Annotated in this window: 11 protein-coding genes; 4 read left to right on the plus strand and 7 right to left on the minus strand. The window is 54.7% G+C overall.

Features of this window, described 5'->3' with window-relative positions:
- Positions 1 to 9: 9 nt before the first annotated feature.
- From GJ746_RS07270 to GJ746_RS07290, 5 genes are all read right to left on the minus strand, one after another.
- Positions 10 to 1,554, minus strand: a complete 1,545-nt coding sequence (locus GJ746_RS07270; protein WP_154679591.1) for a sugar ABC transporter ATP-binding protein — start codon at positions 1,552 to 1,554, stop codon at positions 10 to 12.
- A gap of 1 nt (position 1,555) precedes the next feature.
- A complete protein-coding gene (locus tag GJ746_RS07275; protein WP_154679592.1) occupies positions 1,556 to 2,176 on the minus strand; it encodes a DUF2291 family protein in 621 nt (206 codons plus the stop codon).
- A 43-nt stretch (positions 2,177 to 2,219) separates the two neighbouring features.
- Positions 2,220 to 3,155, minus strand: a complete 936-nt coding sequence (locus tag GJ746_RS07280) for a D-ribose ABC transporter substrate-binding protein (protein WP_154679593.1) — start codon at positions 3,153 to 3,155, stop codon at positions 2,220 to 2,222.
- A gap of 341 nt (positions 3,156 to 3,496) precedes the next feature.
- Positions 3,497 to 5,017: an FGGY family carbohydrate kinase gene (locus tag GJ746_RS07285; protein WP_154679594.1), complete on the minus strand. Its 1,521-nt coding sequence runs from the start codon at positions 5,015 to 5,017 to the stop codon at positions 3,497 to 3,499.
- Between the two features lie 363 nt (positions 5,018 to 5,380).
- A complete protein-coding gene (locus tag GJ746_RS07290) occupies positions 5,381 to 6,331 on the minus strand; it encodes a sugar-binding transcriptional regulator (RefSeq protein WP_154679595.1) in 951 nt (316 codons plus the stop codon).
- Between the two features lie 365 nt (positions 6,332 to 6,696).
- On the opposite strand from GJ746_RS07290, the gene GJ746_RS07295 reads away from it, so the two are divergent.
- Both GJ746_RS07295 and GJ746_RS07300 read left to right on the plus strand, forming a co-directional pair.
- A complete protein-coding gene (locus tag GJ746_RS07295) occupies positions 6,697 to 7,527 on the plus strand; it encodes a transketolase (protein ID WP_154679596.1) in 831 nt (276 codons plus the stop codon).
- Entirely contained in the window at positions 7,520 to 8,455 is a 936-nt protein-coding gene (locus GJ746_RS07300) for a transketolase family protein (protein ID WP_154679597.1), read from the plus strand. The genes GJ746_RS07295 and GJ746_RS07300 overlap by 8 nt, the downstream gene beginning before the upstream one ends.
- 51 nt (positions 8,456 to 8,506) lie before the next feature.
- Here GJ746_RS07300 and entD read toward each other — a convergent pair whose 3' ends face one another.
- On the minus strand, positions 8,507 to 9,130 hold the full coding sequence (gene entD, locus GJ746_RS07305) for an enterobactin synthase subunit EntD (RefSeq protein WP_154679598.1): 624 nt from the start codon (positions 9,128 to 9,130) through the stop codon (positions 8,507 to 8,509).
- 69 nt (positions 9,131 to 9,199) lie between these two features.
- Positions 9,200 to 11,476 (minus strand): TonB-dependent siderophore receptor, encoded by a 2,277-nt coding sequence (locus tag GJ746_RS07310; RefSeq protein WP_154679599.1) that lies wholly within the window; start codon positions 11,474 to 11,476, stop codon positions 9,200 to 9,202.
- A 318-nt stretch (positions 11,477 to 11,794) separates the two neighbouring features.
- Between GJ746_RS07310 and fes the strand changes: the two genes are divergently transcribed.
- Positions 11,795 to 12,994, plus strand: a complete 1,200-nt coding sequence (gene fes, locus GJ746_RS07315) for an enterochelin esterase (RefSeq protein WP_154679600.1) — start codon at positions 11,795 to 11,797, stop codon at positions 12,992 to 12,994.
- A 27-nt stretch (positions 12,995 to 13,021) separates the two neighbouring features.
- Positions 13,022 to 13,225: an MbtH family protein gene (locus GJ746_RS07320; RefSeq protein WP_154679601.1), complete on the plus strand. Its 204-nt coding sequence runs from the start codon at positions 13,022 to 13,024 to the stop codon at positions 13,223 to 13,225.
- Positions 13,226 to 13,229 lie beyond the last annotated feature (4 nt).

Below are 13,229 nucleotides of genomic sequence, written 5' to 3' on the forward strand. Positions count from 1 at the left end.
CCAGCCTGATTAATCTTGAGGTGTTGAAGCCGCGATTAATTTTTCGCGGGTAACCGCATGACGCGGTAAATCGGCGGTAATCCGGCCATCGGCCATCACCAAAATGCGATCCGCCAGCGCCATCACTTCATCCAGCTCCGATGAAGAGAACATCACTGCCAGACCCTGTTGGGCCATTTTGCCGATCAGGTGATAAACGTCGGTTTTCGCGCCGACATCAATGCCGCGAGTGGGCTCATCGAGAAATACCACCTCCGGCCTGGTCATCAACGCTTTGCCGAGTACCACTTTTTGTTGGTTGCCGCCGCTGAGCGAGGTGATCGGTAGTTCGGGATCGCTAACCTTGATGGCCAGCTCGCCAATCATCTCTTTGACGCAGGCCGTTTCCTTCTGCGGATTCAGCCATTTCCACGCCCGACGAAAGCCCTGCAGGCTGAAATCGGATAAGGTCATATTCGACTGAATCGACATCATCTGCACCACGCCTTCGCCCTGGCGGTCTTCAGGAACCAGCGCCAGCCCCTTTTTCAGCCGCGTCTGGAACGAAGACTTTTCGATGTTTTCGCCGTTGAGCTGGACGTTACCGCTCTGGCAGGGCATCAGGCCGACCAAGCCTTTGAACAGCTCCGTGCGCCCGGCGCCGAGCAGACCGTAGATGCCGATGACTTCCCCTTTACTTAAGGTGAAGGTCACGTCGTTGAGCTTATAGCCGCCGCTGGGATGGAGCGCCGTCAAACCATCAACGGCAAGTACCGCCTCGCCTTTTGGCGCAGGCCGGTAGTCAAAATGTTTTTTCTTATCGCCGACCATCTGTTCGATAATCCACGGAATACTGGCGTCGCTGACTTCACGCTCGCTGATAAAGCGCCCGTCGCGGAAAATAGTGATGTGATCGCCAATTTCCATCAGCTCTTCCAGACGATGGGAAATATAAATAATGGTGACGCCACGGCGTTTAAGCTGCTCAATAACGTTAAACAGGATTTTGACTTCCGACTGACTGAGTGCGGAAGTGGGCTCATCCATAATTAATACCCGGGTGTCTTTTGAAAGCGCGCGCGCAATTTCCACCAGCTGCTGATGGCCGATACCTAATTCGCCGAGCGGGGTATAGGGATCGACGTTAAGTTCGAGCCTCTCGAGTAATTTTTTGGCTAACTCATATTGATATTTTTCGTTAATCTTTCCTTTCTGAAAGAATTCGTTAGCCATAAAAATATTATCCATGACGTTCATGTTCGGGAATAAGTTTAATTCCTGAAAAATGATGCTGATGCCATGTTTCTCTGCCTGATGGGTGGAGCTTAGGGTGACCGGAGTACCGTCAAGAATAATTTGACCGGAAGAGGGTGTTTCAACGCCAGCAAGCATTTTCATCATGGTGGATTTACCCGCACCATTTTCACCGATCAGAACGTTTACTTTATTTCGATAGACCCGATAGTTCACGTTATCTAAAGCCACAACGCCTGGATAAACGCGTGATAATTCGCGGGTTTCGATAATAACTTCAGATTCGACTGGTTGGGAATTGACGAGTTCTTGCCGCTGCATCTTATTGTCCTCCCAAACGAACAATTTTTGCTGGCGTAATATCAGGAACGCTCTGCGGAATATCCCAGGCGGAGAACACGCCGTAGACCTGTACTGCTTCGCCGGTTTTAACCTGCGCCGTCTGGATCATCTTGACGGCGTGTTCATTAATCGCCCGGCTATATTCACCAAATAGCACCTGATCGTTGAAGTCCTGATAGCTGGCGCCCTGATAGCCGTCGCGTAATAATGTGCCGCGCAGCGTTGGGCCAATTTGCACTACCACGTTGCTGCCGCTGGTATCCTCAATCGTCATTTTTCCGCTACGTGAAGCGGAATCAATTTTGCTGATAGTGCCTTCAACTTTGACGTAAAAAACGCACGGATTTTCATCCTGAGCACGATAGCCTAACGCTTTGCAGGCGCTATCAATATCATGCGCTGCGCCGAGAGCGGTCATTAATTCGGCGACCGGGCGAGCTTTAGCCACAACCTGAGGAACCACCTGGTCTTGCCATGTCCGATCGATATCCGCCATATGCGGATTGGGCGGAGATTTAAGATCGGCCAGCTCCTGCTGAGAGACGATACGACAGCCTCCGAGCGCAAGAACGACCAGCATCAGCGATATTTTTTTATACATAATACTCTCCTGTGCGCCCCGGAAGGGGCGCAACAACCCGAAATCAGGATTTGATATTGAAGTCCTGTACTTTATCTGCGTTGTCCTGGGTTATCAGGATGCCGCGGAACATCACGCGCTGCTTCGCCGGTTTTTCACCTTTTTGCAGGTAGTTATCGAGATCGGTCACCCCCTGAGCGGCGATGGCCTGGGCCTGAAGCATCACGGTAGCCTGCAGGGTGCCGGCTTTTACCGCGTCGCGTTCATCGTTGCTGCCATCAATACCAACCACCACAACGTCGGTGCGATTAGCGGCTTTCAGCGCGGCGATAGCGCCGAGTGCGACAGGACCGTTGCCGCAAATCACGCCCTTCACGTCAGGATGCGCTTGCAGAATACTGTCCATAATGCGTTTGCCGTCGATTAACGTGCCCTTAGCGTCTTGTTTGGCCACGCTGACCATATCGGGGTACTGGTCGATAACCTGGTGGAAAGATTTAGAGCGGGTAACGCAGTTATTATCCGCCAGGTTACAGGTCAGTTCGGCGTATTTCCCTTTCTCCGCCATTTTCTCAACAAATACGTTGGCGACTTCAGAACCGGCCTGGAAGTTATTATGGGTAATTTGCTCCAGCGCGATATCATCAACCGGAATTTCGCGGTTAATTAATACCACCGGAATACCGGCTTTCTTCGCTTTTTCAATAGCGGCGACGCTGGCGGTGGAGTCGGCGTTATCCAGAATAATGCCCTGAACTTTTTTACCGATGGCGGTATCGATCAGCTCATTCTGTTTTTTTACATCTTCGCCGTGCGACAGAATAGTGGTTTGATATCCCAGTTCTTTTGCTTTTTCGCTGGCGCCCTTGGCTTCAGAGGCGTAATAAGGGTTATCCAGCGAGTTTACCATGATCATAATGGTGCCTTTTTCTGCCGCCTGGGCAGCAAAAGAAAAGGCGGTCAGGGTAGCAGCAGTTAAAAGCGTTAAACGTAATTTCATGACAATTTTCTCTCTTGGTTGTTATTGTCGGGTACGGTGAAACAACGTAAGGCCTGTAAATCAAGTTTATGGGCCGGGGGTCTCCTTTTGTTGATGAGTAAGAGCCTATCCATTAGGGCTATTTTACTGGCCATTTTGAACCAGGGCAGTGCTCGACAAAATACGAAAGTATTTTGAACGCCCTTCAGGGCGGCCCGGAGGGCGAGCATCGCGAGTTAATCCTCACGTACTACGTGTACGCTCCGGGATCGAAGCGCTGTCCGTGTTCAAACTGCCTGCGCCAATAACGCCTACTGGGATAGGCTCTAAAGTGCGTCACACGCGCGATTCCCTGGTGGGCGTCAGGCGGACGTTGCCGGTTTCCATAATGTTCTGTTCACCGCATGGCGCCACTCCTGCCATCTTTTCTGCAGGCGCTGGTGGCGGGCCATATCGGGGATAAATTCGCTATGTTCGGTTAAAAAGGCTTTCAGATCGGTCACCGATCCGGGATTCAGGGCTTTGCGTGCGAGCAGGGCCGCGCCAATCGCCGACAGTTCGGCAACGTCGCTGCGCATCACCGGGCAGCCGAGCAGATCGGCCTGATACTGCATTAACCAGTCATTTTTGGTTGGGCCGCCGTCGACCATCAATGCCGTCAGGTGGAAGTCATCCTGCTGGCGCATCGCAACGACGACATCGGCGATTTGATAGGTAATGGATTCCAGCGCGGCGCGAATCAGATGGGCGCGCTTGACGCCGCGGCTCAGGCCGCAGATTACGCCGCGCGCGCTGTCATCCCACCACGGCGCGCCAAGGCCGGTTAACGCCGGGACAAAATAGACGCCCAGCGTCGAATCAACGGAGGCGGGCAGCGTGTTGAGTTCATGCGCCAGTTCCGCGGCGGAAAGCTCGCTTAAGCCGGTACTGTCGGCCATCCATGCTACGGCGTCGCCGGTATGCGGAATATTACCTTCTAGCCCGTAGGTCATGCTGTCGCCGTCGTGCCAGGCGACGGTGGTGGCCAGCGCGTCGATATCGCACTGGGCGGATTTTACCGGCGCCATCACCGATGATCCGGTACCGTAGGTGGCTTTAACGCAGCCGGATTCGCCCAGCGCGTGGCCGAACAGCGCGGCATGGGAATCCCCGACCATCGCCATTACCGGGATACCGTCAGGGATCGCGTTCAGCCCGCGGGTATAGCCAAATAATCCGCTGGAAGGTTTAATTTCCGGCAGCGCGGCGCGAGGGATCTGAAACAGCGCCAGCATTTCGTCGTCCCACTGACCGGTTTGCAGGTTGAGCAGCTGGGTACGTGCGGCATTGGAGCAATCGCAGTAAAACGCCTCACCCTGGGTTAAGTTCCACAGCAGCCAGCTGTCGATAGTGCCAAGGCAAATTTCTCCGCGCTCTGCCTGCATTCTGCCGTCCGGGATGGATTCCAGCAGCCAGCGCATTTTCGAGGCAGAGAACAGCGGCGCAATCGGCAAGCCGGTAGTTGTTTTGATTTGCTGCTCTTTACCGTTGCGACGCAGTTCATCGCAAAATTCAGCGCTGCGGGTACACTGCCAGGTGATGGCCGCGTTGATCGGCTTACCGCTCTGGCGATACCAGCCGATTGCCGTTTCGCGCTGGTTGCTGATGGCTAAGGCAGCGACGTTTGCAGCGCCAACGTGTTCAACCGCTTGCGCAATAACGTCCAGTGACGCCTCTACCAGCACTTCTCCCGACTGCTCGACCCAACCTTCACGCGGTGTTTGAATCGCCAGCGGCTGGGAGAATTTCACCACGACCTGGCCGCGGCTATCGAGCACCACGGCTTTGGCATTGGTGGTGCCCTCGTCCAGTGCAATGATGAACTCTTTACGTGTTGCCTGCATTAGGTAGTCTCCTGAGTCACACTTCGTCCTGGCGCAGAGGGGAACGGTTGCTACTCCTCGTTATCGCATTGCTTCCTGGCAGGTCATGATGTGACAATTCGTTTTCACTTTTTTAATCACTGAATATATATTCGATAGTGATTATTTATTTGATACCTTAGCCAGAAACTTCCCGTCGGGCTACAGGAAAAGTTATCAATTGTGCTGGCAATCACACTTATCGGATCAACGAAGTATCCCGATGTTGGTGAAAAAGAGAGCGGCTTTGTGCTTTTATCCTACTGAAATATATTGATTTATTAGCATCACCTTTACGCCTGAGAGAAAGCGTAAAGGCTGTGGGAAAGTGTTGGAGTGGGGATTTCAATCGGCAATAAGCAATCTTGCCGTGGGGTAGTCGGTAATTAAAACATCGATATATCCGCCCGACAGCGCACCTTTGATAGCTGCCACCTTATCTCTGCCGCCGGCTAGAGCCACCACGTTAGGGCACTTCTTCACTTTCTCCAGCGCCATACCGATTACAGGATCTTCATCATCGCGTAACACTGCGTTACCGTTTTTGTCGTAGTAGTGCAGGCAAATGTCCCCCACGGCGCCGCGTTCCGCCAGCACCTGGAGCATATCTTCGTGATAGTAGTTGCCGGAGGTTTTCAGCAGCTGTGACGGTTCAAGAATGCCAATGCCGACAATAGCGATATCGACTTCGTCGAAGCGGGCGATAACATCGGCGACATCTTTGCTGGCAACGAGGCGATTTTTTTCCTCGGTGGAACCCTCAATGCTTTGGGAAGGGAGCAGCCAGGCTTCACAGTTCAGATGCTGCGCCAGAGTTTGGGTGAGAATGGTCGCCTGCACGTTACCGTTTGGACCGACGCCGCCCAGCAGTTGAATGACGCCGCTGGCCTTCAGGTTTTGTGCATGAACCTCATCCACCATCGCACGAATGGTCGAGCTCCACGAAGAGACGCCGATCAGATCTTTTGGCCGCAATCGCGTCTCCAGATAGTGCGCGGCGGCGGAGCCAATAGCGCGCTTGATGGTGTGATCGCTGGCGTCTTCTTCAGTATCCACCACGATGGCTTGTTTAATGCCGTAACGATCCTCGAGGCCTTTTTCAAGATTGAGGAAAATATTCGATGGCTGAACAACGCTGATTTTGACCACGCCTTCTTTTTGGCAGCGGGTGATCGCTCGGGAGATAAATGATTGAGAAAGCGAGAGAAGTTGAGCGATATCGGACTGCTTGCGTCCTTCAAGATAGTAGAGCGTGGCAATCTTAACTAATAGCCGTTGTTCATCCTGCTTAGCCATATATTTCCCCGAAAATCATTTACGTGCAGCCATTATGTTAGAGCTCATTATCATACGCGAAAAGAAAAGACAGTTAAGTGTGATGAATATCTAACTTTCACCAATCGTCAAAAACAGCTATGGACAAAAACAAATCGCTGGTCGCATAATTGAATAAAGAATCGTTATTGAATATATATTCATTGACGATTTCAGGTCAACTGAAAAGTATCCGGGTGAAGTTATGCCTGGTGGTAAGGAGGCAGAATGTTCCTGAGTATGATGCAGCGGCGTAAGCCTTACGATGCGTTGCCTGGGGATGTCTGGTTTTTTTAGTCCCTGACGGAATAAATATTCCAAGTTGAAAATAAATTCAGAGGTATTAAATGAATCCCTATAGCTATGATGTCCAGGCACTTGAGCGTAAAGCCCGCGCCGTACGTCGCCATATCGTCAGATTGAATGCCAATAGCCCGGCTGGTGGGCACACCGGTGCCGACCTGTCTCAGGTTGAACTGATCACCGCGCTCTATTTCCGCATTATGAACGTTGCGCCGGACCGCCTGGATGACGACCAGCGTGATATCTACATTCAGTCGAAAGGCCATGCGGTGGGCTGCTACTACTGCGTGCTGGCCGAAGCGGGCTTCTTCCCGGTTGACTGGCTGGAAACCTATCAGCATGCCAATTCACATCTTCCTGGTCACCCGGTTCGTCAGAAAACGCCGGGTATTGAGCTTAACACCGGCGCGCTGGGCCACGGTTTGCCTGTTGCGGTGGGGCTGGCGCTGGCTGCAAAGAAAAGCAACAGCTCCCGCCGCATCTTTTTAATTACCGGCGATGGCGAACTGGCGGAAGGCAGCAACTGGGAAGCGGCGCTGGCTGCGGCGCACTATGGCCTTGATAACCTGGTCATTATTAATGACAAGAACAATCTCCAGCTGGCGGGGCCGACCCGCGAAATCATGAATACCGATCCGCTGGCTGATAAATGGAAGGCCTTCGGGATGACGGTCACCGAGTGCCAGGGTAACGACATGGCCTCGGTAGTGGCGACCCTGGAAGGGCTGAAGCAGGAAGGTAAACCGAACGTTGTTATCGCCAACACCACGAAAGGTGCCGGTATTTCCTTTATCCAGGGGCGCCCTGAATGGCACCACCGGGTACCGAAAGGCGAAGAAATTGCACTGGCACTGGAGGAACTGAAAGATGAGTAATGCAGAACACCTGGCGAGCGTGATGGTTCAGGCCTTTATTGATGCGGTCGACAGCGGGGTTGACCTGGTGCCGGTGGTGGCTGACTCAACGTCTACGGCAAAAATTGCCCCGTTTATTAAACAGTTTCCCGGCCGTCTGGTTAACGTGGGTATCGCCGAGCAGAGCATGGTCGGTACGGCGGCGGGGCTGGCGCTGGGAGGCAAAGTGGCGGTCACCTGTAACGCCGCGCCGTTCCTGATTTCCCGCGCTAATGAACAGATTAAAGTCGACGTTTGCTATAACAACACCAACGTTAAGCTATTTGGCCTTAACGCCGGGGCCAGCTACGGCCCGCTGGCCAGCACCCATCACGCGATCGACGACCTGGCGGTGATGCGCGGCTTCGGTAATATCCAGATTTTTGCCCCGTCTTCGCCGCGCGAATGTCGGCAGATTATCGATTACGCTATCGGCTATCAGGGGCCGGTGTATATTCGTCTTGACGGTAAGGCGCTGCCGGAACTGCACGATGAAAACTATCGCTTTGTGCCGGGAGCGGTCGTCACGCTGCGGGAAGGCGAGGATATCGCGCTGGTCGCGACGGGGTCAACGGTGCATGAAATCGTCGATGCCGCGCAGATGCTGGCCGACGCGGGGATTCAGGCCAAAGTGGTGAGCGTGCCGTCCATTCGCCCTTGCGATACCGCCGCGCTGCTGGCAGCGCTGAAGCCGTGCAAAGCGGTGATTACGGTGGAAGAACATAACGTCAACGGCGGATTGGGTAGCCTGGTGGCGGAAGTGCTGGCCGAAGCGGGCGCGGGCATTACGCTTAAACGTCTGGGGATCCCGGATGGCGAGTATGCGGCGGCGGCGGACCGCGGCTGGCTGCGCAAACATCATGGTTTTGATGCCGCTTCTGTGGCGGAGCTGGCGCAGAAGATGCGCTGATTTTGCCGTAGCGTTGTAAACCCGTGCGGGGCGACCGCGCGGGTTTTGTGTTTATGACGCGCTGAGCGTAATCACGTATTCAGCGGCCTTAATCCATTGCAGCCGGTACTCCGTGGCGGATAGCCGCAAAAGCAAATTTCCTTCCTTTATACACACCAGTTTAAAATCGGTGAAACCTATTCCCGCTTGTACCCGGAGAGGGCAGGCCTTGAACGCGCTCTCCTTCGCCGAAAACGCCAGCGTCAGCGCCAGCTCGGGCGTCAGGCCGCTTGCTGCGAGCAGGCTCTTTTCTTCGCTATTGATGATGCTGCTTTCCAGATCCGCCGCCAGGGAAGGCGTCATGATACGCTCAATATCGACGCCAATCGGTTGGGCCGAGACCACCGCCAGCGCGCTGCGTTCGCAGTGGCTGATGCTGCCGTACCACGGCGCTGGCCACAGGGGCTGGCGTTCATCACCGATGGCGGGAACGTCCTTTTCGCCCACTTCCTGCAGCGCGTAAACCGCGGCGATACGCCCGGCGAGATGCTCGGTCTGTCGTTTGCGGGAGCCGTCGGTGAGTTGGGCATAGTGCGGCAGCCAGAGCAGATCTTCTGGCTGAAAGGTTACCGGGTCGAAATCCACCCGCTGAAGCGAGTGACCGGCAAGTTGAATAATCGAGTGCTGGATTTGCATAGCGTGATGTTAACAGATTCTCCCGTCCGCCCTCTACGGGGAAGAGGGCGGGGGGGAGCGGGTGCATCATCAGAAGTGGGTATTGACGCTCATATACCAGGTACGTCCCGGTTCGTTGTAGGTATACGCCCCTGCGCCTCTCATATAGGAAACATCGGTTGTGCTTCCGGTCGTCTGGGAGTTACCTTCACGCCACAAGCGTTTGTCAAAGACGTTATCCACGCCGCCGGTCAGGCTGACGTTTTTGCTGACGTCCCAGGTCGCGCTCAGGCCCACGATGCTATAAGGACTGACTTCTTGCTTATCCGAACCGGTAACCGGTTTGCCCTGGTAATCATATTTCTTCGGCTCTTGCTTACCGTACCAGGTCAGCGTGGACTGCAGCGAGACATCCTGACGCACCTGCCAGCTGAGGGTCGAGTTCAGCGTATATTCAGGTATGATCGACAGTCGTTCGCCGGTCTCTTTATTCTTACTCTGCAGCATGTAAGTAATGTTGTTGGTCCAGTTAATCGTATCGCTAACCGGAATATTCAACGTGCCTTCAAGCCCTTCAACCACCGCTTTAGGGACGTTTTCCCACTGATAGATATCGGTGTAGGTGGTTTTCCCTTTGCTGGTAATAGAGGTGCGGCTCAGCGGAACGGTACCCGCCTCAATCTTGTTTTTATAATCGTTACGGAACCAGGTCACCCCGGCCAGCCAGCCGTCGCGTTTAAATTCGAGGCCAATCTCTTTGTTAACGCTGGTCTCGGCTTTCAGGTCGTCATTACCCATCATATAGCAGCCGATACCGGTAGAGGCGCCGGTCGCATAGCAGCCTTGCCCTTTACTATAGAGAATATAGTTAGGATTGGTTTGATACAGGCTTGGCGCTTTGTAGGCGCGGGCGATGCCCATCTTTAACGTGAAGTCATCCCACAGGCCCTGAGACAGGTTTAGCGATGGGCTCCAGTTGTTACCGACGATGCTGTGGTGATCGAAGCGCAGACCCGGCGTCAGCATGGTGGTATCGGTCAGCTCGATGTTGTTTTCGGCAAACAGCGAGAAAATTTCTGCTTTCGAATAAGGGCTGCGGTTAGTGCTGTCGTAGCCCGGAATGTCGCCGCCCATAAAGGTCTGAGAGTTGGATAACTGATCCTTCATGCGCTGCTGGTTCCATTCGCTACCCAGCGTCAGATTCTGATTAACCCACAGGTCAAACGGAATGCTGACTTCACTGTGCAACATCACATCGTTAAGATCGGAATCGACGTATTTCGCCGATGAGTTCGGGTCGAAAATGCCTTCCGTTCCGCCCGCCAGACCTTCCGGAGTACGGGAGTTGCGGGTGTGTTCGTACTGTACCCAGTTGCTGGTGGTAACGCCGTTATCCCAGCCGCCGTTCCAGGTGAGGGAGTAGTTCTGGCGATAAAGGCGGTTAGTCTCTTTACCGTAGTTATCTTTTACCCGCTGGTTAGTATTGGTGTTCTGCGTATCACCGGCATAGAGGTTGCCCTGACGGCTATAGCCCGCTTCAAGCTCCAGAGACTGCATTGGAGCAAAGTCCCAGCGCACCGTGCCGTTAATGTCTTTGTTAATTACCCCTTCGCGGCCCGCAGGCAGCGTATCAACATAGTTGCCGGTACGCTCGGACTGATGGCCCTGGTTGATATCCCAGGCGTCGGCCTGAGTTTTATCGAGGTTGCCGTACAGGCGGAAGCTAAAATCTCCGCCCAGCGGCCCGTTAAGGCTAAAGTTGGTGCGTTTTGTCGACCCTTCGTCTTTGTGCTCCGGGGCGTTCAGATAGGTGTTCCAGGAACCGTGCCACTCGTCGCCGCCTTTTTTGGTGATGATATTGACGACGCCGCCCGCCGCGCCGTTGCCGTAGCGTGCGGCAGCCGGGCCGCGCAGGACCTCAATGCGTTCAATCATTTCTGGCGGAACCCAGCCGGTATCGCCGCGGGTATCTCGCTCGCCGCGCCAGCCCTGGCGCACGGAGTTGCGGCTGGTCACGGGCTTGCCGTCTATCAGGATCAGGGTGTTTTCCGGGCCCATGCCGCGAATATCAATCTGGCGATTGTTGCCGCGCTGGCCGCTGGTGGAGTTGCCGGTCAGGTTAACGCCCGGCATGGTACGGATAATTTCAGCTACGTCGCGCGCAGGCGGACGTTTACGAATTTCATCGGCGGTGATGGTTGACACGCCAGGCGCCTGCAGGTTCTGCTCGGCAGCGGTAACGACCATGGTTTCATCAGCGGTTGCGGCTTTGCTATCGGAGGTCGTTTCCGCCGCGCTCAGCGGAAAAGCAGCTCCGTAGATTCCCAGATTGACCAGCAAGGCCAGGGATTTGATCCTGTTATTCATTGTAAATCCTGCTTTTCGTTGCCGCCTTCCTCAAAAGCCCTTTCCGTCGGGTGGATAGGCGGTATCAATATTGCCAGTAGAGGGCCCAGGCACTCCGTCGCTGACCAGAATCCGGCTTTCGGGCTCATTTGTTTACCCGCAAGCCCCGGCTTTACATAAGCGCTCTCTGACATGTTTATTTTTTGAAAGACGCGCTTCCCACAGCGCGCTAATACGCTATTGCAAATGAAAATAGTTATCAATAATATTATCAATAAATATTGCGTTTATTAATGCGTTCGTTGATAAATGTCACGATAAACATAGGGTTGAAAAGGAATGCATAAGACAGGAAGCGACGACTGGTGGCAGATTATTACCGGTCCGCAGATTGAGGCCGTGGACGGTGCGTATCGGGTGACCTTCTGGTGGCGCGACCCGGCGGGCAACGAAACGTCTTCGGCAACCCAGCGGGTGTGGATTAATATCACCGGCGTAACTGACCATCATAAAAATGCGCAGCCGCAAACGCTGCAGCGCATTCCCGGTACCGATGCCTGGTTCTGGCAAACTACGCTTTCCCCTACCTGGCGCGGCAGCTACTGCTTTATTCCTTCTTCACGCGACGATGATTTTTCTCCTCAGCTTTTTAACGCCGATAGCCCGGACCACGCGCTGCTGCGCGAAGGCTGGCGCAAGCTGCTGCCGCGCGCAATTGCCGACCCGCTCAACCGGCAAAGCTGGAAGGGCGGGCGCGGTCATGCTGTTTCCGCGCTGGAACTGCCTGAAGCTCCTGAACAGCCGGGATGGTCGCTGCGCGATGAACCCTATCAGCCTCCAGTCTGCATTGAGTGGCACAGCCAGCGTCTCGGCAATACGCGACGGATATGGATTTACGCCACCGGCGATGCCCATCCGCAACAGCGCCCGCTGGCGATCCTGCTTGATGGCCAGTTCTGGGCCGAAAGCATGCCGGTATGGTCGCCGCTGGCGGGATTAACCCGCGAAAAACGGCTGCCGCCGGCGGTTTATCTACTGATTGATGTGATTGATGACCAGCATCGCTCCGAAGAGCTTCCCTGCAATGAGGCCTTCTGGCTGGCGGTGCAGGAAGAGCTGTTGCCGCTGGTTCATCAGATAACGCCTTTCAGCGATCGCGCCGACCGAACGGTGGTGGCAGGGCAGAGCTTTGGCGGTCTCGCCGCCATGTTCGCCGCACTCTATTGGCCGCAGCGTTTTGGCTGCGTGCTCAGCCAGTCCGGCTCTTACTGGTGGCCGCATCGCGGCGGCGCGCAGACGGGCCTGCTGATTGAGCGGCTCAGCCGCGGCGAATTACAACCGCAGGGGCTACGTATCTGGCTGGAAGCCGGGATCCGCGAGCCGATTATTTTTCGCACGAACCAGGCGCTGCTTGCTTGCCTGCAACAGCAGACGATTTTCTGGCGTCAGGTTGACGGCGGGCATGATGCGCTTTGCTGGCGCGGCGGGCTGACGGCGGGGCTTATCCAGCTGTGGCAGCCTTTATGCCGAAACGAGTAGCAGAGCGCGCTTTACGAGGAATTTGACATGCAATTCAGTAACCCCTTCGACAACCCGCAAGAGCAGTTTTATATCCTGCGCAATGATCAGCAGCAGTTCAGCCTGTGGCCACAGCACTGCGCGCTGCCGCAAGGCTGGATGGTGGAGTGTCCGCCGCAGTCGTTAGAGGCGTGCAACGCCTGGCTTATGGCGAACTGGTCAACTTTGACCCCCGCTCACCATGTATCCTGAGGAG

The sequence above is a fragment of the Klebsiella oxytoca genome (genome assembly GCF_009707385.1).
Classification (GTDB): Bacteria; Pseudomonadota; Gammaproteobacteria; order Enterobacterales; family Enterobacteriaceae; genus Klebsiella; species Klebsiella oxytoca_C.

What these genes read in the sequence shown, in the direction of transcription:
- GJ746_RS07270 (WP_154679591.1), bottom strand. Translation starts at nt 1,554, where the DNA reads ATGCAGCGGCAAGAACTCGTCAATTCCCAACCAGTCGAATCTGAAGTT.
- GJ746_RS07275 (WP_154679592.1), bottom strand. Translation starts at nt 2,176, where the DNA reads ATGTATAAAAAAATATCGCTGATGCTGGTCGTTCTTGCGCTCGGAGGC.
- GJ746_RS07280 (WP_154679593.1), bottom strand. Translation starts at nt 3,155, where the DNA reads ATGAAATTACGTTTAACGCTTTTAACTGCTGCTACCCTGACCGCCTTT.
- GJ746_RS07285 (WP_154679594.1), bottom strand. Translation starts at nt 5,017, where the DNA reads ATGCAGGCAACACGTAAAGAGTTCATCATTGCACTGGACGAGGGCACC.
- GJ746_RS07290 (WP_154679595.1), bottom strand. Translation starts at nt 6,331, where the DNA reads ATGGCTAAGCAGGATGAACAACGGCTATTAGTTAAGATTGCCACGCTC.
- GJ746_RS07295 (WP_154679596.1), top strand. Translation starts at nt 6,697, where the DNA reads ATGAATCCCTATAGCTATGATGTCCAGGCACTTGAGCGTAAAGCCCGC.
- GJ746_RS07300 (WP_154679597.1), top strand. Translation starts at nt 7,520, where the DNA reads ATGAGTAATGCAGAACACCTGGCGAGCGTGATGGTTCAGGCCTTTATT.
- entD (WP_154679598.1), bottom strand. Translation starts at nt 9,130, where the DNA reads ATGCAAATCCAGCACTCGATTATTCAACTTGCCGGTCACTCGCTTCAG.
- GJ746_RS07310 (WP_154679599.1), bottom strand. Translation starts at nt 11,476, where the DNA reads ATGAATAACAGGATCAAATCCCTGGCCTTGCTGGTCAATCTGGGAATC.
- fes (WP_154679600.1), top strand. Translation starts at nt 11,795, where the DNA reads ATGCATAAGACAGGAAGCGACGACTGGTGGCAGATTATTACCGGTCCG.
- GJ746_RS07320 (WP_154679601.1), top strand. Translation starts at nt 13,022, where the DNA reads ATGCAATTCAGTAACCCCTTCGACAACCCGCAAGAGCAGTTTTATATC.